Genomic DNA, 21,279 nt, shown 5'->3' with positions numbered 1-21,279 from the left:
CGGCGGGATCAGCGACTGCCTGCTCTCGTCCGCGAAGCAGATATGGGCGCCCAGGTCGTGCGCGGTACTTTTACCCGCGGCCACACCTCGGCCTTCCACACCTCGATCGCCGCCTCGTCCCGTTCCAGCGCCCGACGGACCGGCGCCTGGCAGCTCCAGCCATGCCGCCGCAGCCGCCACACCCCCTGGACCGTGTAGCCGACGTGGAACAGCCGCCCGATCAACCACTTCACGCGCTTGAGCGTCCAGCCCTGGTCCTCGTCATCGAAGCCGTGAGCCAGCGGGCCCCGCTTCAACTCCCCCTCCAGCCTCTGCCACTGCGTCGGCGACAACCGTTTCGACCGCCATCGGCCCCGCCGACGCCAGCGCTGCTGCTCCACCCCGCCACCTGCGCACCGACCGTTCCGTCACCCGCAGCTCCGCCGCGATCCGCGCCGTGCCCGCCCCGGCCTCGAGCCCCTCGGCCTCCTCCACCCGCACGGCCTCCCGCTTCTCCTGCTCCGCGGGCGTCAGCCCGCCCCTTGCGCATACCGCATAAGGACGTCGTACCGCAGGGATCACCACTCGTCACGACCGCCCGGACATCGCCGATTCAACCTGAGTATCGACAGGGAATCCCCCTCGCCGGGCGACCAAGCTTCGCGCCAGAGATCAGTTTTCGACTTGGAGAGACGGGAAGTTCGCCGACACGACCTGCAACCGCGTCACGCACACAAAGGCTCCAACAGAAACGATGAGCTGCCCACACGTGTGGGCAGCTCATCGTTATTCCCTGCCAGGTCAGGTGACGAGCTACGGAGCCCCTATGCGTAGAAATTCGGCATAGATTTGATGCAGCAGAACTGCATATCGATAATGGGCGTCGACAACTTCTCGCTCTTCGACGGCCATGCTTTCGCCGAATCGTTCCAGGCGAGAGATAACCCCTTCAAGCAACCCCATGACGTCCGCCCTGCTCGGGCTGAATATCCCCTCGTCAACAAAAAGGATCACCTGGGTCACATGTTCGTCGGCGAGAGCTAGGTCGCCATGAATGAGTGCAAGGTTCTCTCCTGCGCGCAACAGATTCTCACCGCGGCGTAGACTGGGAAATGGCAAGGATCGCCAGAGGGCGTAGCTCTCCATGAAATCCGACAACGACTCGTCCTCTCATTGGTCGGCACCATACCAGAAGGTTACGGCCTTGCCGCCGGGGCCGGTGATCCCGCCCTTACCCGTCTGGGGATCCACGTATTTTATCCCGCGCGCACCGTCCGCCAGCGTCTCCAAGCTGGCGTTGAGCCCCTTCTTCCCTCCTGGCTGGGCAATTCCAGTCGCCCAGTCTTGCGCATCCTGGAGGTACTGCTCACGCGTGACACCGCGCCCCTTTGCATGCTTGTCCCAGTGGTATTCAAACTGATCCTGCGAAGATCTGCCGCTGGGGTTATGGAAGACGTCGTCGATCTTCTCGGGGCACAATCCCGAATTGTGCACCAGTACGGGCACTGTACCGGCGAGCACATAGTACGTGTGCAGGTCATCGACGGTGAGGTTGTACGTGCGGACGTTGTCCTCGTACGTACGGTTCGCCGTGACGACGACGGTGTCGCCCTCGTCCGTGAGCAGGCTCATGCCCGGCGTAAGGCCGCCTGCCTCGATCCAGCCCTGCTCCGACGGAGACCAGAACGGGTGCTCGTACGTCGCGGTCAGCTTCTCGATGCCGTCCTCAGTCGCAATGGACAGCTCGTTGAAGTGCTTGTCATCCTCGGTGATGATGAGGTGCGTGACCTTCCGGGAGCCGGTCTCACCGGTCTCAGGGTCAGTAGCGAGGACCTCGTCGCCGACCTCGATGTCCTCGATGTCCTTGGTCGAACCGTCGGCCATCTGGACGCCTGTACCGGCGAGGAAGCACTTGGTGCAGCCGCTGGCCTCCTTCTCTCTTCTCCTTTCTCTGTCCTTGGATTGCTTCCGCAGCTGCTTCTTGAAGAGCTGCTTCAGGGCGAACTTTCCGATCCCGAAACCACCGGCGAACACCGACCCGACATCCATGACGGTCTTCGTCCCCTGATACACGTCAGAGTCGGGATCGGCGCCAAACCCCTCAACCAGCTCCTGGTACTTGTCCTGGGTACCGCCGCAGTCCGGGTTCGTGCCGCTCCAGCACCAGGGCTCAACCATTTCGTATACATCCGCGCTTTCGGCGAAGAAGTCTCCGATGCCCCCCGCAAGGTCTTTCCAGCTACCCACAGATCTGGGATCCGCCGGTTCGACGTTGCCGCAGATTCTGGGCGGCATGCACGAGCTGCTGCCTGATGAGGCGTAGTTGGCGCTTCCTCCGGTGGACATACCACCCGAGCTGGATGAACCCGACTGCCTCATGCTGACGGCTTGGGCTGCAACGATGGCCCTCCCGACCTGGCGGGCCAAGAAAAGCAGGATGGCGGAGGCGCGGAATTTACCATCGGGGTCGGCGAAGGTGACCGGATTGTTGCTGCTGTAGGAGTAGCCGTTGACCTGTTGGGGGTCGGTGAGGTCGATGACCGGGTCCACGCTGACGAAGCGCCCGGTGGAGGGGTCGTACTCGCGTGCTCCGAGGTGGGTGAGGCCGGTCGGCTCCTTGGTGCCACCGACGAATCCCCGCTCGCCCACCCACGCCTTGGCGGCCTCGCCCCGGTCCTCGCCGAACGGCTTCATCTGGCGCCGGGTCACGGTCTGGGTGGCGGCATCCACCTGCACGCTCGCCGTGCCGTTGTGGTCGGCGGCGGTCCAGGTCAGACCCGCCGTCGTGCGCACCGCGACGGTCTGCCCGCTGTGGCTGTAGTAGCGGGTGGCCTCGACTTTGCCACTCGCCTTGTCCAGCCTCAGTTCAGTTTCGCCCAGGTAGAGCGTGGTGCCGGTGGTGTCCCGGCGGATCAGCCGATTACCGTCGGCGTCGTTCAGGTACTCCGTCGCCGTCTTGTCCGCCTCGGTGACCTTTTCGAGGCTGCCCTCGGCGTTGAAGTCGAGGTCCTGCGGCTTGCCGCCCAGCGTCCGTATGTCGGTGTTTCCGGCCAAGTCGTAGGTGTAGCTCGTCGTACCGGTGACCGTGCCGTCCGTCTTCTTGGTCTCGGTGGAGGCCAGGGCGTGCGGGCGGGGCTGGTCGGCCGTCTTGTAGGTGTACGAGGTGGTGGCGTCAGCCAGGTGGTCGGTGGCCGTCTTGCGGTTGCCCGCGCTGTCGTAGGTGAACGACTGCCAGTACGGTCCCGGGCCGCCGACGTTCGTCTTGGCGGGTGCGGTGGCGCAGTCGGCCGTCGTCGTCCAGGCCGTCTTCAGACGACGGTGGCCGTCAAAGGTGAAGCACTGCCGGTCACTGGGGCTGGTGGCCTTGTCCTCGACCTCGACCGGGTTGCCGGCCGTGTCGTAGCGGTAGTGGACGTCGGAATCCGTGCCGGTGTGCGTCTCGGAGACCACGCTCTGACGCGCGAGGCGCTTGGTGCCGGTCTCGTAGCTACGGTTGATCTCCGTCCAGTCCGCGAGGGGCGAGACACCGAGGGTGGTGCGGATCTGCTCACCGGCAGGCAGGTAGTCCGTGTTCTGGACGATGCCCGTCAGGCCCTGGAGGGTGTCCGGCATGCGCTGCTCGGTGTAGCCGTACGTCAGCACCTCCTGCGCGAGGCCGCCCATCGCGGGGATGGTCCGCTTCTGCAGCGTGCCGTCGAGGTTGTAGGCGTTGGCGATGGTCCACGTTCCGTTGGAACCGGCCAGAGCCCCCTCGGTCTTGCTGATCGTGTACTGCTCGCTGAGGACCTGATAGATCTTGCTGTACTTGGCGTTGGTCTGGGCGTAGACGCTGCCGCCCTTGCCCCCGACGTACCTGATCGCTGACGTCAACTCGCCCTTGGCGATGGAGTCGTAGGTCCAGCGCGCCAGGTACTTGGAGTCCTCGGGCGCCGGCTGGCCGTTGACCACGGGAATCTTGCCGTCGAGTCTGCCGGTCGGGCGGCCGAGCACGTCATACGTGAGCCCGATCGACTTGCCCCGTGCGTCGGTCGTGGAGACGACCTGGTCGAGATCGTTGAACTCGGACGAGCTTCCACCAGCGTCGGGGTCCGTGGTGCTGTCCTTGCGGCCCAGGAAGTCGTATCCGTACGCCCAGGTATTGCCGTCGTCGTCCCTGACACTGGTCAACCGGTCGGCGTGGTCGTATCCATAGGTGAACCGGGCAAACTTCGTGCTCACCGCGTTGCCGTCGTACTCCAGCTTCTCGACCGTACGACCCCGGGCATCGACCTTCTCCCGAATGGCCGAGGCACCCGCCGGGGGCTCCACAATCGTGGAATCGCCGTCATGGGTGTGCTTGGTCCGTGAGAACTCCTTGCCGTTGGCGAGGACCTTTTCGATCGTCACCCTCCCGGCGCCGTCGATCACCGTCTCCGTACCCGCTGGCGCCGCGGTGAGCAGCGTGGCGAGCTTGCCGGAGGGCGCGGTGGTGTCGACGTAGTCGGTCGAGGTCTCGACAGTCAGACCACGGGTGTCGTACTTGGCCTCCGTGATCATCCGTCCGGCACCGGACGCGGCGGGTGCTTGTGTCTGCCGCAGCCTGAGCAGAGCGTCGTAGATCTCGTAGGTGGTCTGGTATGTGGCGCCGTCGTTGTTCAGGGACTTGGTCGCCACCCACGACGCGGCCGTGTTCTGCAACTTGTACTCGAACTGGTAGCTGGCCGTCTGACCGGCGGCGCGGTCCCGGTTGGCGAGCCACACATCGGTGAGCTGACCAAAGCTGTCGTACGCCAACTCTGTGCGGTTGCCGTTGGGGTCGGTGGTCGAGGTACGCACTCCCCAGTCAGGGGCGATCTCGGTGGTAGTGGCGTGGTCGAGCGCGTTGGTCTCGACGGTCTCGGTGAGCGGCCCTCCCGCGGCCGGGGTGTACTCGATGTGCGAGACCCGGGTGCCTCTGGTGTCGTACGAGTCCGTCACACGGCCGAGCGCGTCGTACTTGGTGGTGTTGACGGTCTGGAGTTTGGCCGTGGAACCGTCGTAGCCAGTCACCCTCTCGACCCGGGTCACATCACCCTTCGTGGGCGACTTCCCCCAGTCCTGGTCGTCGTACGACGTCCGCACATCCGAGATCACGTCGGTTGTCTTCGGATCTGCGGTCCGCTTCGGGGTCGCGGCACATCCGGTGGACACCTTCTCCACCCGCTTGGGCAGGGCGAGAATCCACGCCGAGGTGTTGGTGGCGTACTCCGTGACGGTGCAGTCCTTTTCCCCTGCCGCGTCCGTCTCCACCTTCAGCGGCAGGCCGCTGGTCGGGTCGTACGTCGTCGTCTTGGCCGTCGTCACCTCTCCGCCGCCCGACAGCGCGGTACGGGAGACCGAGGTCTCGGTGCGGACCATGTACGCGTTGACCGTGCCGTAGGAGTGCTTGTCCGTGGCCGTCGTGCGGGACCAGGGGGTATTGACGGTCGCGGAGACCTCGGGACCGTTCACGCCGTTGTAGGTGATCTGCTCGCGCAGCTGGCCCGCGAACTGTTCCGCGTCCGTCTTCACCACACCCTTGGAGTCGGTGACCGTCTCCTTGCGGGTGGTGTCGTCGGACTGCTTGTCGCCGTCCATGCCCCGGTAGTAGAGGGATATGGACTTCGACTGGGTGCCGGAAGGTTCACCGGTGGTCGTGGTCACCTTCTGGTAGCCGCGCCAGATGCCCCAGGTCCGGTATTTGGCCTGGGTGATGGGCGACTCGTCGTCGTACGCCCAAGCACCGCCGCCGCTGTAGGTGTAGTCCGTCTGCTTCAGCGGGGCATCGCCGGTCGGGTCGGACTCGGTGACCTGGGTGACGACGTACTTGTGGAAGAAGTCGGTGCGCGGCTTGGGGTCGGTGCCCGGGGTCGGGTTGGACGGTGGGATCCACTTGACCGGGTAGCAGCGCCGGGTGTTCGCGTCCAGCTTGGGGGGGACGTCGCTGCCGGCGACGCAGTCCTCTTTGGAGTAATTCACCGTCAGCTTGGAGCCGGTCTCCGAAGTGACCGTACGGACTCGCCACTTGATGAAGGGGGCGACGTCGTCGCCGGTGCGGTCGACGCGGTTGTGCAGCTGGATGCCGCTGAAGGTCACGGCGGGCAGGGAGGCGTCGGTGCCCGCCTTACCGGTGCGCTTGATCGAGTCCAGCCACAGACCGGCGTCCGAGCCGTCGCCCGGGTCGGGGAAGGTCTGCCCCAGGTGCCAGGCGTTGACGGCGCGGTAGTCGGTGTCGGCGCTGCCGGAGCCGTCGTGCACCTGGGTGGTGACGTCGGTGAGGCGCTTGCGGGTGAAGAACGACGGGCTGGGCTGGTCGGTGCAGGGCTTGTCGGCCGCGCAGATCTGGTCGAACGGGACGTCCGGCCAGGCGTTGCGGTTGGACGAGGTGAGCGAGCCGCACGTCTCGCCGCCGGAGACCGGCAGACAGCGCTCGGCGACCGTGAACTTGACACGGGCTGCGGCGGGCTGGGTGGTGGAGAAGATCGTGTCGGTGCGCTGGCCGTAGTCGATGCGCTTGAGCCAGCCGTTGCGGACGTATTCGGTGCCGTTGCCGGTGGTGCCGTTCTTGGCGTAGTGGTTGAGTTCCTTGTCGTACCAGTACGTCATGACGTTGCCGTGGGGGTCCACGACGTAGTCGAGGTTCCACCGCCAGGCCTGTGTCTTGGCGCGGCCGGAGAAGGAGTCGCCGGAGGAGTATCCGGGCTCGCCGGAGTCGTCGCCGAAGACGGGGAGCGTCCATACGGAGTTGGTCTCGGCCTTGCCCGAACTCCAGCCGGGCAGCCGGTTCTTGCCGAAGACGTACTGGGTTCCGTCGGTCGAGGTGACCGTCCAGAACTCGCCCTTGTCGCCGTTCTCCCCGGTGTCACCGTCGTCGCCGTTGACGGCGCCGGTGTCGTGGACGACCCGCTCGCCGTCGTCGCTCTTGGGCCGCCACTTGCCGCCCTCCTTCACCAGGGGCGTCGACTTGCCGTTGAGGACGAGGGAGGCGTTGTCCTCCTTCCAGCACTGGTCGTACTTCTTGTCCTGGCCGTCGTCCTCACAACTGCCGTACGCCCGCTCGACGTACGAGGTCGACAGGTCGAAGCCCTCGCCGACCCAGGACGGCTGCGCGCTGGTGGAGGAGGTGCGGCCGTCCACGCTCTGCGCGGAGTAGCCGATGGACAGGTTCGGCGCCGGGCCCGCCGGGGCCGGCGGCGTCTCCAGCGGGTAGTTCCAGGTGAAGTCGCCGTTGGAACCGCCGGCGGACCAGGTGGAGGAGGCCGCCAGCGGGGTGGCCTCGTAGGTGCCCTGGTCGGAGCCGGCCGCGGCGGACAGGGCCATGACCATGGCGGCGGGCTTGGCGGCCATCGCGGTCCGGGTCTTCGTACCGGCCGTGGTCGCCTTCGGAGTGGTGATCTGCGCGGTGACCGTCTCGGCCTCGCCGTCGTTCTCCGACGCCACCGGGATGGTTTTACGGCACTCCGCCTTCTCCGGCGTGGTCAGGGCGCACGCGGGGAGCTGCACGAGACGCAGGCGTGAGGACCAGTTGCCGCTGTAGGCGTCGGCGAAGGAGCTGTAGTCGATCGTGGCGCCGAGACTTGCGGCGCCGGTGTCTCCGTCAGCGCGGGCGACCGTGAAGACCACGCCGTCGATGCCGAGCCGGTCGGTGGTCTTCCGGTCGAGAACGCGGACCTTGGCCTCATCGGGGGCCTCGGCGGTCTTTGTGACCCCAGCGGTCTTGTCGTTGGGCTGGGCGAGCGTGATGGGCAGCCCGGCGGCCTTGACCGACTTCTTGCTGTTCTCCGGCGGCAGGTCGACCGTCACCGCCGATGCCCCCGGCCACGTCACCTTCGCGCGAGCCTTGGCAAGCGTTCTGCGGGTGGCGGCCTCCGTCGGGTCCTTGACCTTGGTGACCTTCGGGTCGAAGGGCTCGGCCTTGCCGTACTTGGCCTTCTGCAGGGCTGTGTGATCGCGGTCCGCCGCGGCTGCCTGCGCCGGTGCGGCACTCAGCAGACCAGCGACGACCGCTGATGACAAAGGCAGGACAACGGCGGCCAGACGATGCCGGCTCGCTCTGCTCCATGCCCATCTTTTGGGCAGCAGTGAGCTGTTCCTGGACAACACTTGGGGGGTGCTCCTGGATTCTGAGTTGTGAGGGCGTACCGGGCCCGTGGCCCGGTACGCCTCTGGAGAGGAGGAAGGGAGGGGTTACTCGACCGGAACGGGCGGCTCGTCAACCGTCGCGAGCTGCGTGATCTCGTCGTCGGACAGGACACCGGCGTACACACGTAGGTCGTCGAGCTGGCCGGGCAGGGCGTTGCCCCACTCTCCGTTGTCGTGACGGCGTGCGCCGCCGACCATCAGAGGGCCTGTGGGCTGGAAGGCTTCCTCGCTCAGGACGCCGTCCTCGTCGCCCTGTCGTTGCCCGGACACATAGAGATGGATGGACTTGTTCACCGAGTCGAAGACGGCGACGACGTGCACCCAGCCACCGGGCGAGTTGACCTCGTCCGAGACAGCCGCGACGGCGGGGCCGCCCAGAACGTCCGTCTCGTACCGTCCGAAGTTCCAGTCACCGATGACCTGGCCCGCCTCTTGGCGGTACCAGAGGCGCAACGAGTTCCGCTCGGCGCCCGGGTGCGAGAAGACGCTCGGGGAATGCGCGACGGTGGTGTCGTCGAGCTTCGACTGAGCGGCCAGGTTGACCCAGCCGGCCAGACTGAAGCTGCCGGACTCGTCCAGTGAGACGGTGGAGGTGGCCCTGCCCAGTTTCTCGGCGTCGAGTTCCAGGACGTTGCCGTGGGCCGGATCCTCAGTTGCGGCGAAGGCTGCGCCCGTCTGGAGTTGGAGCGGGTTGCCCCGGCCGGTGGCGTCCGCCGCCGTGGCGCCGGATGCCTCGTCGAAGCCCCAGTTGGCGAGGAGCGCGGGCTCTGTCCTGCCGGTCGCCGGGTTCAGGGTGTTGGCAATCGACCACATCTCGTTCTCGAAGACCACACGGTCCCAGACCTGGACCTGGTCCAGGTCACCCTCAAAGTAGTCCGTGTACGTACCCGATCCCTTCATACGGCCGACCTCGAAGGAGCCCTTCGCCGCCCACGGTGTGGTGAACTCCGTGGCCGCCTGGAGCTGTCCGTTGACATACAGACGGATCTGCTTCTTGTTGTGGTCGTACACACCCATCAGATGGGTCCACGCACCCACAACCGGCGGCTTCTTGGCCACCGCGCGGACGATCGTCGGATCATCGTTGTCGGCCGAGTACCGGTTGAAGATCCAACGGTCATACGTCTGCGAGTAGTAGATCTGGAAGGTGCCAACGCGGGAACCGCTCTGTGAGACCACGGTGGAGATGTGATCCTTCGCGGTCAGCCGGGCCCAGGCGGAGACGGTGAAGCTGTTGGTGGTGTCCAGAACTGATGTACTGGAGCCCGCACTGCTTGTGCCGTTGGCTCGCAAGCCGCCACCGAGCCGGGCCTTGTCCGTCCAGGACGCTGAGGTCAGTGCCAGCGGCCGGTTCTTGCCCGAACTGTCGGCAGCAGTGGCGCCGCTGCCGTCGTCCAGTTTCCAGCTCGCCACGGGATCAGATCCCTTTGCCACCTTGAACAGGTAGTCGTAGTGGGCGCTCGGGTTCCCCGCCCCGTCGTAGGTCTGCACCCGCAGGGTGTTGGTCAGCCGTTTGTCGGGCGCCGCCTCGATCCCGTACGTCGAGGTGTTGGCCGTGAACGTCTTGCTGCCGAGCTTCGCCCCGTTGAGCCACCAGTCGTAACGGCGCACGTCACTGGCACCCGCGTCGATCTTGAATCCAGCAGTCATGCCGACGCTGCCCAGTTCCGGGTCGGCGGCCTCACAGACCGTGCCGCCGCACTCCTTGTACACGGTCGAGGACACCTTCGGGACCGGCGGCCCCTTGGAGTCCACCCTGAAGTAGCAGTAGCTCGACCAGGGCCCGAACAGAGAGTGGGTGTCACCCTGAAGCTCCCCCCTTGACCTGGACAGCCTGATACTGGGACGGAAGGTCCCGGAGGAAGCAGTCACAGGTAGTGAGCAAGAAGAGCAACATGAGCAAGCGGTACACGGCCGAGTTCAAACGCGACGCCGTCGCGCTGGCGCTGTCGTCGGACAAGACGGTCACCGAGGTCGCCCGGGACCTGGGGGTGAGCCCGGAGGGTCTGCGTGGCTGGGTGAAGCAGGCCAAGGCCGACCGGGGCGAGGGGCCCGCCGGGACTCTGACCAGCGCCGAGCGGGAAGAACTCGCCCAGCTGCGGCGTAAGGTCCGCGAGCTGGAGAAGACGGTCGACATCCTGGGAAAAGCGACCGCCTTCTTCGCGCAGGACAAGATGAGGTAGACACCGCCACGCGGTGCCGCTTCATCGACGCGGAGAAGACATCGGACGACAATCACGCAGGTCACAGCGTCGCGCTGCTGTGCCGTGCGCTCGGAGTGCCGCGCTCTACCTACTACGCGCACCGGGCGGCCGCGTCAGCGCGCCGGGTCGCGCGGCGCGAGGAGGAACGCCTGGTGGACGAGATCCGGGTGCTCCACGCCGGATCGCGCGGCGCCTACGGGGCCCCGCGGATCCACGCCGCCCTGCGGCGGGCCGGGCGGGCGGTGAACCCGAAGAGGGTCGAGCGGCTGATGCGCAAGTACCGGATCGTCGGGATCACCCGCCGCCGGCGTCGGGGCCTGACCAGGCAGGCCAGGCGGGCGGTGTTCGCCGCCGACCTGATCGGCCGGGACTTCACCGCCCCCCGTCCCGGGATGCGGCTGGTCGGTGACATGACCGAACTCGTCACACGGGAAGGGAAGTTGTATCTGGCGACCTGCATTGATCTCGCGACGCGGGAGGTGATCGGCTGGGCGATGGCCGACCACCACCGCGCCGAGCTGCCGGTCGCCGCCCTGCGGATGGCGGCCGGACGCGGTGGTCTGGAGGACGGCTGCATCATGCACACCGACCGCGGCAGCGAATACACGAGTGATGAATTCCGCACCGAGATACGCAAGTTGCGCATGCGACAGTCGATGGGACGTGTCGGCTCTTGTTACGATAACGCTGCTGCGGAAAGCTGGTTCGCCGTCCTGAAAGCGGAGATCGGAACCACCGTCTGGGAGACCCGCGAGGCCGCCCGGGCCGACGTCTTCCGCTACATCGAGATCGAGTACAACCGCAGCCGACTCCGCAGACACCCCGAGCATGGGTACGTCACCCCACTCGAAACGAGAACCTTGCTCAGGCAAGACCTCACCCCCGCAGCGTAAACACCCGCTGTCCAGGGCCCGGGGGGAACTTCACCCTGCCACGTGTACTTGTACTCAGTACGGGCGCGGAACTTGTAGGTGACAGCTTGGTCCAAGGCGGCCGTGACCACTGTTCCGGCCGTGCCGCTGTCCGTCCATGTGGACGGCTTCAGCGAGGTCTCCGTGGTGCTGCTGCCCTTGTACAACTCGAAGTTGGGGCGCAGCGAGGCGTTGGAGGCATCGCTTGATGTCGGTGTCGCGGTCAACCGCGGAGTGGTGTCCCGAATCTGTGCCGGGGCGGAAGAAGCCGAGCAGGAGACCTTGGGATCGGACATCTTCACCGAAGAGGGCTTGCTGTTCGGCGGAGTCACGTAGGTGATCGACAGCCGGGGCTTCCGGGAGGACGTGGCGTCGGGGTCCAGCGGAGACAGGAACTGCTTCCACGCGATCGGATCGTCCTCGTCGGCCCGCAGTCCAAGCGTGGTGAGAGTGTCCTTCGCCTTCGCGGTGTGCGCGACGGCCGCCGTGGCGTCGAACTCGATGTCCCCGTCCGGACAGTCGGAGGAGTGGCCCTTGGCAGCGGAGACCGTGTCGACCTTCGCAAGCCACTTCGGCGGCTTGTTCCACGTCGTCGAGGAGAAGATCTGGCTCGTGCGATAGAGGTCGACGTCATGCTTCACACAGTTCGCCGACCAGATCGCATACGGCGTGAAGGTCGCGTTCACGATCTTCTTGCCAGCCACCCTCCGGGTGTCGAACTGGAAGAGCGAACGCGACTTCTTGTTGTCCACAAACGCGTCATAGCCCACGCCCAGCGCGTGCTTGGTCTTCCAGAGGCTGGTGCCCGGCGAGTTGGACCACAGAGCCGTCCACCCTGTCAGGGTCGCTTTGACCGCCGGTGGATCGAGAACGACGGGGTACGCAGTCGCGCTGCTGGCAAGGAAGTCCTGATCCGGAACGATGGAGAGGGCGTCGTTGGTGACGTCTGTGTCCATGACAGCCGTACGCGACCGGGGACTCGCGCCGAGGGTGTCGGCTGCGCTCTCCGCGGCGAACCCGGAAACCGTGGAGGCGCTCTGCGCCGCACTGCCGACCTTCGCTGTGGTCGTGCCTGCGTCCCACATAAGAGCCGATCCACTGGAGATCACGGCATGTCCCGAACCATCCACAAAGGTGGCCGCGCCGGAGTCGTCCGTGCGCACGGACAGCCCCTTGGCCTCGACCGGGAAACTCACCTTCTCCAGGGCCGGGTTGGCGGCGGCCTCGCGGCTGTGGACCACCAAGTGGTACGTAAATCCGTCCGGGTGGGCCTGCACAGCGAGGTCCACGTCGGGAAGCACCGACCGGTACACGGCCGACGAACCGTCGACCTCCGGCTTCGGCAGCGCCCACGGGGACGACACCGCGTACTTCTTGCCGGCCGTCACCATCCGGGCCAGCGGTTCGCCGGTACCGCCGCCGGAGAAACGGATGTCCTCGGCGGCGCGCGGCGCGAGGCCGCCGTCCGGCCGGGTGACGAGCGTGGTGTCGACATCCGTCCACTCACCGGCCTTGAGAACCCGCTCGGGCGAGGCCGCCGTTTCGGCGGTGAATGTCCCGTCGGGATTGGCTACCACCCGGCTGGTCGACGACGTCAACTCGCCGATCTCCACGCTTTTGCCGGAGGCGACGGCCTTCTTGGAGGCCCGTTGCTCGGGTGTGGCGGCCGGAAGCGCGTCGTCCTCCCAGAACTCCTTGCCCCGCGCCCCCTCGTCAGCCGGAGTGCTAGAACCCCCCGTGTCCATGCCCGCCGCCTGGACCGGGACGGCCTGTAAGCCGCCCGCTAGTACCAGCACGGCCGAGGCGACGGTCATCGCCCCGCGCACGGCTCTGTTGCGACTGGTTGGTCGCACCTTCCCCCCTGCGTTCTTTATTTTTTGATTATTTGTTGAACGAAGGGAGGGTAGCTGGTGAGGAGATCTTTACCAAGAGTGCTCGGTGACGGTCATCTCACACTCCGCTTACGGCGCGCCGCCTGGCAAGCAGCCACCACTCACCCCGGGCCCCCCTCCTATCGTGGAGACCGTGACCGGCGGGATAGTTGGGGTCATGGCATCCAGGAAGCGCATCTACGACGCCGAGTTCCGCCAGGGCGCGGTGTGGAATCGCGGCGGAGACCGGTAAGCCAAACCCGGAAGTGGCTGAGGATCTGGGCCTCCACCCGAGGACGTTGCGCAGCTGGGTGTCGCAGACGCGCGCAACAGGTCGCCGTCGTAGGACTGGCCGGTGGCCGAGCCAGCGAGGGCAAGCTGAGCTTGGCGACGGTCATCGACCTGTCCTCCTCCCGTAGCGTGCTCGGCTACGCGATGACGGCCCGTCATGCGCCGACCTGGCCATCGCGCCCCTGGGTGTTCCGCGGGCCGGAACCGGTGCCGGTGCCGTTCTTGACCTGCAGGAGATCGGGATCGCGTACGCCGGGGCACGGCTCCAGTTCGGGCCACTTCACACCGGGCTGAGGACTCCACGGCAAGTCTCTGCACTATGCAGACCGCACAAAAGAAGGGGCACCTGGGACAGCACCTGCGGTGCCGAGATCGGATGCTCCCTGCACGCACGCTGCACAAATGGCCACCGGATGGCCACCGGCGATCACTCCGAAATTCGATGCAGAAGCCCTCAGGACCATGAACTCGCAGGTCACAGCGGCGCACCGAAAAACGGATACAAGCTGTGAACCGGAGACCTACGCATTTCGATGCGCAGACCAGCAGTGCCCGATTCGTCGGATATCCAAGGTCAACGAAAACAGAAAACCCCAGGTCAAAGGCCTGACCTGGGGTTCACCATAGAGCCGCCTTCGGGATTCGAACCCGAGACCTACGCATTACGAGTGCGTTGCTCTGGCCATCTGAGCTAAGGCGGCGTGCTGTCCGCACTATGGTGCGATCGGCAACGACGGTAAGTCTACACATTTTCCGGGGTGCTCCGAACCAAGGGCCGGAGCACCCCGGGGGCGGGCCCGGGCGGTCATCGCCCAGGCCGGCGATCAGGACGCTGAGCAGCGCTTTCCGTCGGTCGGGGGTGTGCCGCGCAGGAGGTAGGCGTTGATCGCGGAGTCGACGCAGGAGCTGCCGCGGCCGTAGGCGGTGTGGCCGTCGCCGTCGTAGGTGAGGAGGCGGGCGGAGGAAAGCTGGGAGGCGAGGGCCTGGGCCCAGCGGTAGGGGGTGGCGGGGTCGCGGGTGGTGCCGACGACCACGATCGGGGCGGCTCCCCTGGCCTCGATACGGTGTGGCGCGCCCGTCGGCTTCACCGGCCAGTACGCGCAGTTCAGGGAGGCCCACGCGAGGGCCCGGCCGAAGACCGGGGAGGTCTTCTCGAACGCGGGCAGGGCCCGTTCGACCTCCTCGGGGGTGTCATAGGCGGCCGGGAGGTCGAGGCAGTTCACGGCGGCGTTGGCGTACATCAGGTTGGAGTAGGTGCCGTCGGGGTCGCGTTCGAAGTAGCTGTCCGAGAGGGCCAGCAGGCCGGCGCCGTCGTTCTTCCTGACCGCCTCGGTGAGTGCCTGGCGCAGTTGGGGCCAGGCACCCTCGTCGTACATCGCCGCGATCACGCCCGTCGTGGCCAGGGACTCGCCGAGCCGTCGCCCGTCGGCGTCACCGGTCGGCAGCGGCCGCACGTCCAGCCGCTCGAAGAGCCCGCGCAGATTCTCGGCGACCTGCGCGGGCGTGCTCCCCAGCGCGCAGTCCTTCCGCCTCACACAGTCCTTCGCGAAGGACTGGAAGGCGGTCTCGAAGCCCGCCGTCTGCTCCTGGTTGAGCCGGTGGGCGGGCAGCGACGGGTCCAGCGCGCCGTCCAGCACCAGCCGGCCGACCCGCTCGGGGAACAGCCCCGCGTACGTCGCGCCGAGGAACGTCCCGTACGAGGCTCCGACGTACGTCAGCTTCTCGTCGCCCAGTACGGCCCGCAGGACGTCCATGTCCCGGGCCGCCTCGACGGTGGAGACATGCCGCAGCAGCTTCGGCGCACGCGCCCCGCACCCCTCTGCGAACCGCTTGTACGCGGTGGCCAGTTCAGCCGTCTCCCCCCTGTCGTCCGGGGTGAGATCCGTCTGCGTGTACCTGTCCATCTGGCGCCCGGTGAGACACTCCACCGGCTCACTGCCGGCCACGCCCCGGGGGTCGACGGCCACCATGTCGTACCGCGCCCGCACCTTGGCCGGGTAGCCGATGCCGGCGTACCTCTGCACATAGCCGACCGCCGACCCGCCCGGCCCGCCCGGGTTGACCAGCAGCGAGCCGAGCCGCTCACCAGGGCCGGTCGCCTTCCTCCGCGAGACGGCCAGCTTGATGTCGCCCTCGCTCGGCTTCGCGTAGTCGAGGGGGGCCTTCATCGTGGCGCACTGGAAACCGGGGATCTCGCAGGTGCGCCAGCTCAGCTTCTGCTCGTAGTACGGGGCCAGCACCGACGGGGTCGCACGCGGCAGCGCGCCGAGGACGGGCCCCCCGTCCACCGTGCCGTCCACCGCTCTGGCCGCCGTACCGGCCGCCGTACTGGAAGCGCCGGAGGAGCAGCCCGCGACGAGCAGCGCGGCGGCAGCGAGCAACGCGCCGCCGACCCGCAGGGACCGGTTCGGCCGAGAAGTACGCCTGGTGTGCATCTCGCGAGCGTAACCAGAAGCACCCAATCGATCACGAACGGCGACGAATGCTCCTCGTACGAGTGACGGAGTCAACCGAACGCGCCACCCGCCCCCGCCGCCCACCGCCCCCCACTCCGAGCGGCCCACCCACCCACCCACCCACCCACTCTCCGAGCGGCTCACCCGGCCCGCAGGGCCATCGTCATCGCCTCCACGGCCAGCAAGGGCGACACATTCCGGTCCAGCGCCTCCCGGCAGGCCGCGACCGCGTCGATCCGCCGCAACGTCGACTCCGGCGTGCCGCCCCGCGCCATCCGCTCCAGGGCGTCCTGCACCTCGACGTTGGCGAGCGCGACCCGTGCCCCCAACTGCAGGGCCAGCACGTCCCGGTAGAACCCGGTGAGCTCGGTCAGAGCCACGTCCAGGCTGTCCCGCTGCGCCCGCGTGCGCCGCCGCTTCTGCTTGTCCTCCAGGTCCTTCATCACCCCCGCCGTACCGCGCGGCATACGCCCGCCCTGCACCGCGCCCATCGCCGTCTTCAGCTCCTCGGTCTCCTTGGTGTCGACCTCCTCGGCAAGCTGCTTCGACTCCTCCGACGCCGCGTCCACCAGCTCCTGCGCGGCCCTGAGACACCCCCCGATGTCATCGACCCGCAACGGCAGCTTCAGCACGGCGGCCCGCCGCTCCCGGGCCCGCGGATCGGTGGCCAGCCGCCGCGCCCGCTCGATGTGTCCCTGAGTGGCCCGGGCAGCCAGCGCGGCCGCCCCCGGCTCGATCCCCTCCCGCCGTACGAGCATGTCCGCCACCGCGTCCACCGACGGCGTGAGCAGCCCGACATGCCGGCACCGGGACCGAATGGTCGGCAGCACGTCCTCCAGCGAGGGCGCGCACAGCAGCCATACCGTCCTCGGGGCGGGTTCCTCCACCGCCTTCAACACCGCGTTCGCCGACTTCTCGTTCAACCGCTCGGCGTCCTCGACGAGAATCACCTGCCAGCGCCCGGTCGCCGGCGACGTGAACGACTTCCGCACCGTGTCCCGCATGTCATCGGCGAGGATCTGCGCGCCCACCGCCGCCACCGTGCTGACATCCGCGTGCGTCCCCACGAGCGCCGTATGACACCCGTCACAGAACCCGCATCCCGGGCTCCCCCCGAGCGCCCGGTCGGGACTCACGCACTGCAACGCCGCCGCGAACGCCCGCGCCGCCGTCGTCCGCCCCGCCCCCGGCGGCCCGGTGAACAGCCACGCATGCGTCATCTTCGACGCCTCCGGAGGCGCGATCCCCTGCTCCGCCGCCGTGACGATCCCGTCCGCGTCCCGAGCGGCCGCGTCAAGCTGCCCGATCAGCCGCTCCTGCCCCACCAGGTCGTCCCACACGGCCACGCCGCACCGCCTCCGTCCCACAAAGCCTCTCGGTCCCCCATTGTGCGCGCCCCCACCGACAACCAACCCCGCCCCGTGCCTCCTGGCCCCACCCGGCCCGCGTCCCTGCCCGCCACACCGGGCCCGCCGAGAACCGGGGAGAACGGGAGCCAAGGGGGTTGGGGGACTCGGAATGCGGTGAAGGCTTGGACGAAAGGCGACGTCGAGGGGACGACCGTTCCGCTTACCGGCGCGCCCAGGGGTGCCGCTGCGCCCTCCCGTGCCTCCCCGATGGCACGACTACGACTGCCCGCAGCTGAGTACAGGAAGCGGCCGGACGGAGCCTGAGCCGCGCACCATCCGGGCCGCCGGACAGAGCCTGAGCCGCGCACCATCCGGGCCGCCGGACAGAGCCTGAGCCGCGCACAGTCCGGGCCGTCGGACAGAGCGGTGGCATCGGTAGTCATCGGTAGTCATCCGGCGGCAGATCCGCCGCCCGAGACTCGGACGGCACCAGCATGCGGGGCCGCGACCCGCGCCGCCGTCGTTCGCCCCGCCGCGCCGCGCCGCCCACACGCAAAAGGGGCCGTGCCACCGGCACGGCCCCACCCCGGCCCGGCCCGGCCCACCACCGAGGGCGCACCGCACCAAGCAACAGGCTGACGCGTACGAGTACAGCCCCGACCCGACCCACGACCGGCACGCGACGCCGACTCACCTCACCACCGGGGCACCCGCCCCCAGCCGACCCACCCACCGCACGCGAACCCGGCCGCCCACCGCCCGGCTCCCGCCAACTCAGCGGCGGCGCCGCCCCCAGCCCCGCCTGCCATCGGTGTCGTCCTCGCCGTGCGGGCCCAACAGCTCGTCCGCGAGCGTAGGAAGATCGTCCAACGGCGTCTCCTCGGCCCAGTCCGACCGAGGCCGCCGCCGCGGCGTCCCCTCCTCATCGACCTGCGGAAGCTCCCGTGTCCGGCCCTCCGCCCCGTCCGGCCCGGAGCGCTCGTCGCGGAAGTACCCCGGCGGCACCCGGTCCTCACGCACCGGCGGCAGCACGGCCGTCTCATCGGCCGCCCCCGAAGGCACCTGCGGCAACACCGTGGTCTCATCCTCCGGAGCCGCCCCCGAGGACGGCACCGGCGGCTTCGGCAACTTCGCCGTCGTCTCCGAGTCCGCACCCGCCCCACGGGGCGAACCCGACGAACCAGCCCCACCCGGCCCATCCGCCCGCACCGGCGGAAGCACAGCCGTCTCATCCACAGGCCCGCCCGACGCGTTCGTCGGCGTCACGAACGGCGTCGTCACAGTCGCCGCGTCGTCAGCCGTCGAAGGCCCACCCCGCGCAGCCCTACCGCTCCGCGCAGCCTCGGCCCGAGCTCCCCGCTCGGCTTCCGCACCCCGCTCAGCCTCGGCGGCGCGCTCCGCCTCAGCCGCCGCCGCGGCCGCCCGCTCAGCCGCCGCCCTCTCAGCCTCCGCCGCAATCGCGGCCGCCCGCTCGGCCTCCGCCGCGGCGGCCACCCTCCGAGCCTCCTCGGCCCGGAGCAACGCCTCCTCGGCCTTCCGCTGCTTCTCCAGGCGCAGGGCCTCCGCCTCCGCCCGCAACCGCTGCTCCTCCGCGGCCTGCTGACGACGCCGTTCCTCCTCGACCCGCCGCCGTTCCTCCTGCTCGGCCCGGGCCTTCTCCTCCGCGAGGAGCCGCGCCTGCTCCTCCTCGGCACGGCGACGCGCTTCCTCGGCCCGCTGCCGGGCCTCCTCCGCCTGCCGCTCCGCCTCGCGCCGCTGAGCCTCCTCCAGCTCGCGCCGCTTGCGCTCCTCCTCCTCGGCCCGCAGCCGCGCGAGTTCCTCCTGACGCTCCCGCTCCAGCCGCTCTTCCTCGGCCTTCCGCGCGGCCTCTTCCTCGGCCTTGCGCCGCGCTTCCTCCTCGGCCTTGCGCCGGGCCTCCTCCTGCGCCTTCACCTCGGCCTCGGACAGCGGCAGCATCACATCGAGCCGGTGCCGGACAACAGTGGTGACCGCCTCGGGGTCCTGCGCGGCGTCAACGACGAGATACCGCCCGGCATCCGCGGCGGCGAGGGTCAGGAATCCCGCACGCACCCGCTCGTGGAACTCCGCCGGCTCCGACTCCAGCCGGTCCGGCGCCTCGGTGAACCGCTCGCGCGCCGCCTCGGGCGAGACGTCCAGCAGCACCGTCAGATGCGGCACGAGCCCATCGGTCGCCCACCGCGAGATCCGAGCGATCTCCGTGGGAGAAAGGTCCCGCCCGGCCCCCTGATAGGCCACGGACGAATCGATGTACCGATCCGAGATGACGACCGCGCCCCGCTCCAGCGCGGGCCGCACCACGGTGTCCACATGCTCGGCACGATCCGCCGCGTACAACAGCGCCTCGGCCCGATTCGACAACCCGGCGCTCGACACATCCAGCAAAATCGACCGCAGCCGCTTGCCCACCGGAGTGGCCCCCGGCTCCCGCGTCACCACGACCTCGTGTCCCTTGGCCCGGATCCACTCGGCGAGCGCCTCGACCTGGGTCGACTTCCCGGCCCCGTCGCCGCCCTCCAGGGCGATGAAGAACCCGGTCTCGGCGGGAGCCTGAACGGGATCGTCGCCCCCCAGCAAGGCATCCCGCAGATCCTGCCGAAGCGGGACCCCGGACCGGTCGTCGGCCTTGGCGAGCACCCACGCGGCCACCGGCAGCAGCAACGCTCCCACCAGCATCAACGTGAAGGCCGCACCGCCGTGCGCGAACACGAACTTGCCGCTCTCCAGCCGGTGCGGCCCGATGACCGCGGCGACCAGCGGAGCGACGAGCACCGCCAGCGCCACGAACACCCGTACGACGGCGTGCAGATGCTCGGTGGTCCGCGCCCGCCGGAAGTCCTCGGCCTCCTGGTCGAGCAGCGTGTGCCCGGTGTTCGCGGCGATTCCCGCACCGACGCCGGCCAGCCCCAGGATCAGCAGCACGCTCGTGACGTCCGGGGTCAGCCCGGCGGCGAGCAGCGCGACGCCGGTGAAGGCGATCGCGAGAGCGAGCAGCCGGCGCCGTGACAGCGAGGGCAGCACGGACGGCGCCCGACGGATCCCGACGACCACACCGCCCGTCAGCGCGGCGACGAACAGCCCGTACATCACCGGCCCGCCGCCCAGGTCCTTGGCATGCAGCACGGCCACGGCGACAGCGGCGGCGACCGCTCCGGCGACAGCCCCGCACGCGGGCACCAGGAGCGGGATCGCACCCGTACGCCCCTTGTCCACACCGGTGCCGGTCTTGGGCCGGCGCAGCCCCTCGAGCGGCGACCGCGCGCGCGGGGTGCGTGTCTTGGGCAGTTCGAGGAAGGTCACCAGGGACAGCGAGGCGGCGAAGAGCCCGGCGGCGACGTACGAGGCGAGCGCGGCCTGGTGCTGCCCGAACCAGTCGATGCCCGCGCCCAGCAGATTGTTGAGCAGCGCGGCGACGACGAGAACGGCGGCCGCGAGGGGCACGGCCACGAATCCGGTACGCAGCGCCAGGCGCCGCAGCGCGTCCATGTGGTCCGGCAGCGGCCGTACGGTCGCGCCCTCCGGCGGCGGCGCGGGCAGCAGCGCGGGCGCCGCGCTCTCCCGGCAGACCGTCCAGAACCGCTCGGCGACACCGGCCACGAACGCGGTGACCAGCAGCACCGCGAGCGCGTTGTCCGGCGTCCAGTCGATCCACAGGGGCGCGACGATCAGCAGCAGGACCCGCAGCCCGTCCGCGCCGACCATGGTCCAGCGGCGGTCGAGCGGGCCCTCCTGCGCGGTCAGCGACGTGAGCGGCCCGAGGAGTACGGCCCCGAAGAGCAGTGTCGCGAGGGCGCGTGTACCGAAGACGGCCGCGACCGTCAGGGCGACGCCCCGGTATCCGCCCCCGAAGGAGCCCTCGGCGATCGCCGCCTGGAAGGCGAGGAGCACCAGCACGAACAGCGCGAGGACATCGCCCACACCGCCCACGAGTTGTGCGCTCCACAACCGTTTCAGCTGCGGCCTGCGCAGGAGCGCCCGCACGGCGCGCTCCCTGGAATCGGCCGCCAGGGCGTCATCGGAGGCCGGGTTGTGGGCCGTAGGCTGCTCGGCTCGCATCATGC

10 protein-coding genes and 1 tRNA gene are annotated in these 21,279 nt (G+C 68.6%); 2 read left to right on the top strand and 9 right to left on the bottom strand.

Annotated features, from left to right (window positions below; translation table 11 throughout):
* Positions 1-8: 8 nt before the first annotated feature.
* The 4 genes from OG272_RS28090 to OG272_RS28075 form a co-directional block, all read right to left on the bottom strand.
* On the bottom strand, positions 9-380 hold the full coding sequence (locus OG272_RS28090; RefSeq protein WP_327728404.1) for a winged helix-turn-helix domain-containing protein: 372 nt from the start codon (positions 378-380) through the stop codon (positions 9-11).
* Positions 381-792: 412 nt separating this feature from the next.
* A complete protein-coding gene (locus OG272_RS28085; RefSeq protein WP_327728405.1) occupies positions 793-1,137 on the bottom strand; it encodes a hypothetical protein in 345 nt (114 codons plus the stop codon).
* Positions 1,138-1,149: 12 nt separating this feature from the next.
* Positions 1,150-7,992, bottom strand: a complete 6,843-nt coding sequence (locus OG272_RS28080; protein ID WP_327728406.1) for a polymorphic toxin-type HINT domain-containing protein — start codon at positions 7,990-7,992, stop codon at positions 1,150-1,152.
* Positions 7,993-8,163: 171 nt separating this feature from the next.
* Positions 8,164-9,843 (bottom strand): LamG domain-containing protein, encoded by a 1,680-nt coding sequence (locus OG272_RS28075; protein WP_405895147.1) that lies wholly within the window; start codon positions 9,841-9,843, stop codon positions 8,164-8,166.
* 170 nt (positions 9,844-10,013) lie between these two features.
* Here OG272_RS28075 and OG272_RS28070 point away from each other — a divergent pair, with 170 nt between their 5' ends.
* Both OG272_RS28070 and OG272_RS28065 read left to right on the top strand, forming a co-directional pair.
* Entirely contained in the window at positions 10,014-10,301 is a 288-nt protein-coding gene (locus tag OG272_RS28070; protein WP_326584620.1) for a transposase, read from the top strand.
* Positions 10,302-10,324: 23 nt separating this feature from the next.
* On the top strand, positions 10,325-11,215 hold the full coding sequence (locus OG272_RS28065) for an IS3 family transposase (protein WP_405896085.1): 891 nt from the start codon (positions 10,325-10,327) through the stop codon (positions 11,213-11,215).
* On the opposite strand, the gene OG272_RS28060 is transcribed toward OG272_RS28065, so the two are convergent.
* The 5 genes from OG272_RS28060 to tmk form a co-directional block, all read right to left on the bottom strand.
* A complete protein-coding gene (locus OG272_RS28060; RefSeq protein WP_405895146.1) occupies positions 11,101-13,086 on the bottom strand; it encodes a hypothetical protein in 1,986 nt (661 codons plus the stop codon). The genes OG272_RS28065 and OG272_RS28060 overlap by 115 nt on opposite strands.
* Before the next feature lie 936 nt (positions 13,087-14,022).
* Positions 14,023-14,096: transfer RNA gene (locus tag OG272_RS28055), tRNA-Thr, on the bottom strand.
* A gap of 123 nt (positions 14,097-14,219) precedes the next feature.
* Positions 14,220-15,830: an alpha/beta hydrolase gene (locus tag OG272_RS28050; RefSeq protein WP_327728412.1), complete on the bottom strand. Its 1,611-nt coding sequence runs from the start codon at positions 15,828-15,830 to the stop codon at positions 14,220-14,222.
* Between the two features lie 161 nt (positions 15,831-15,991).
* A complete protein-coding gene (locus OG272_RS28045) occupies positions 15,992-17,197 on the bottom strand; it encodes a DNA polymerase III subunit delta' (RefSeq protein WP_326579525.1) in 1,206 nt (401 codons plus the stop codon).
* Between the two features lie 777 nt (positions 17,198-17,974).
* Complete coding sequence (gene tmk, locus OG272_RS28040) at positions 17,975-21,277, bottom strand: dTMP kinase (protein WP_328223775.1); 3,303 nt, start codon at positions 21,275-21,277, stop codon at positions 17,975-17,977.
* Positions 21,278-21,279: the final 2 nt, after the last annotated feature.

It is taken from the genome of Streptomyces sp. NBC_00104, from assembly GCF_045160825.1.
Lineage (GTDB): Bacteria > Actinomycetota > Actinomycetes > Streptomycetales > Streptomycetaceae > Streptomyces.
Note: the sequence above shows the minus strand (reverse complement) of the source record. Positions and strands in the feature narration are given on the sequence as shown.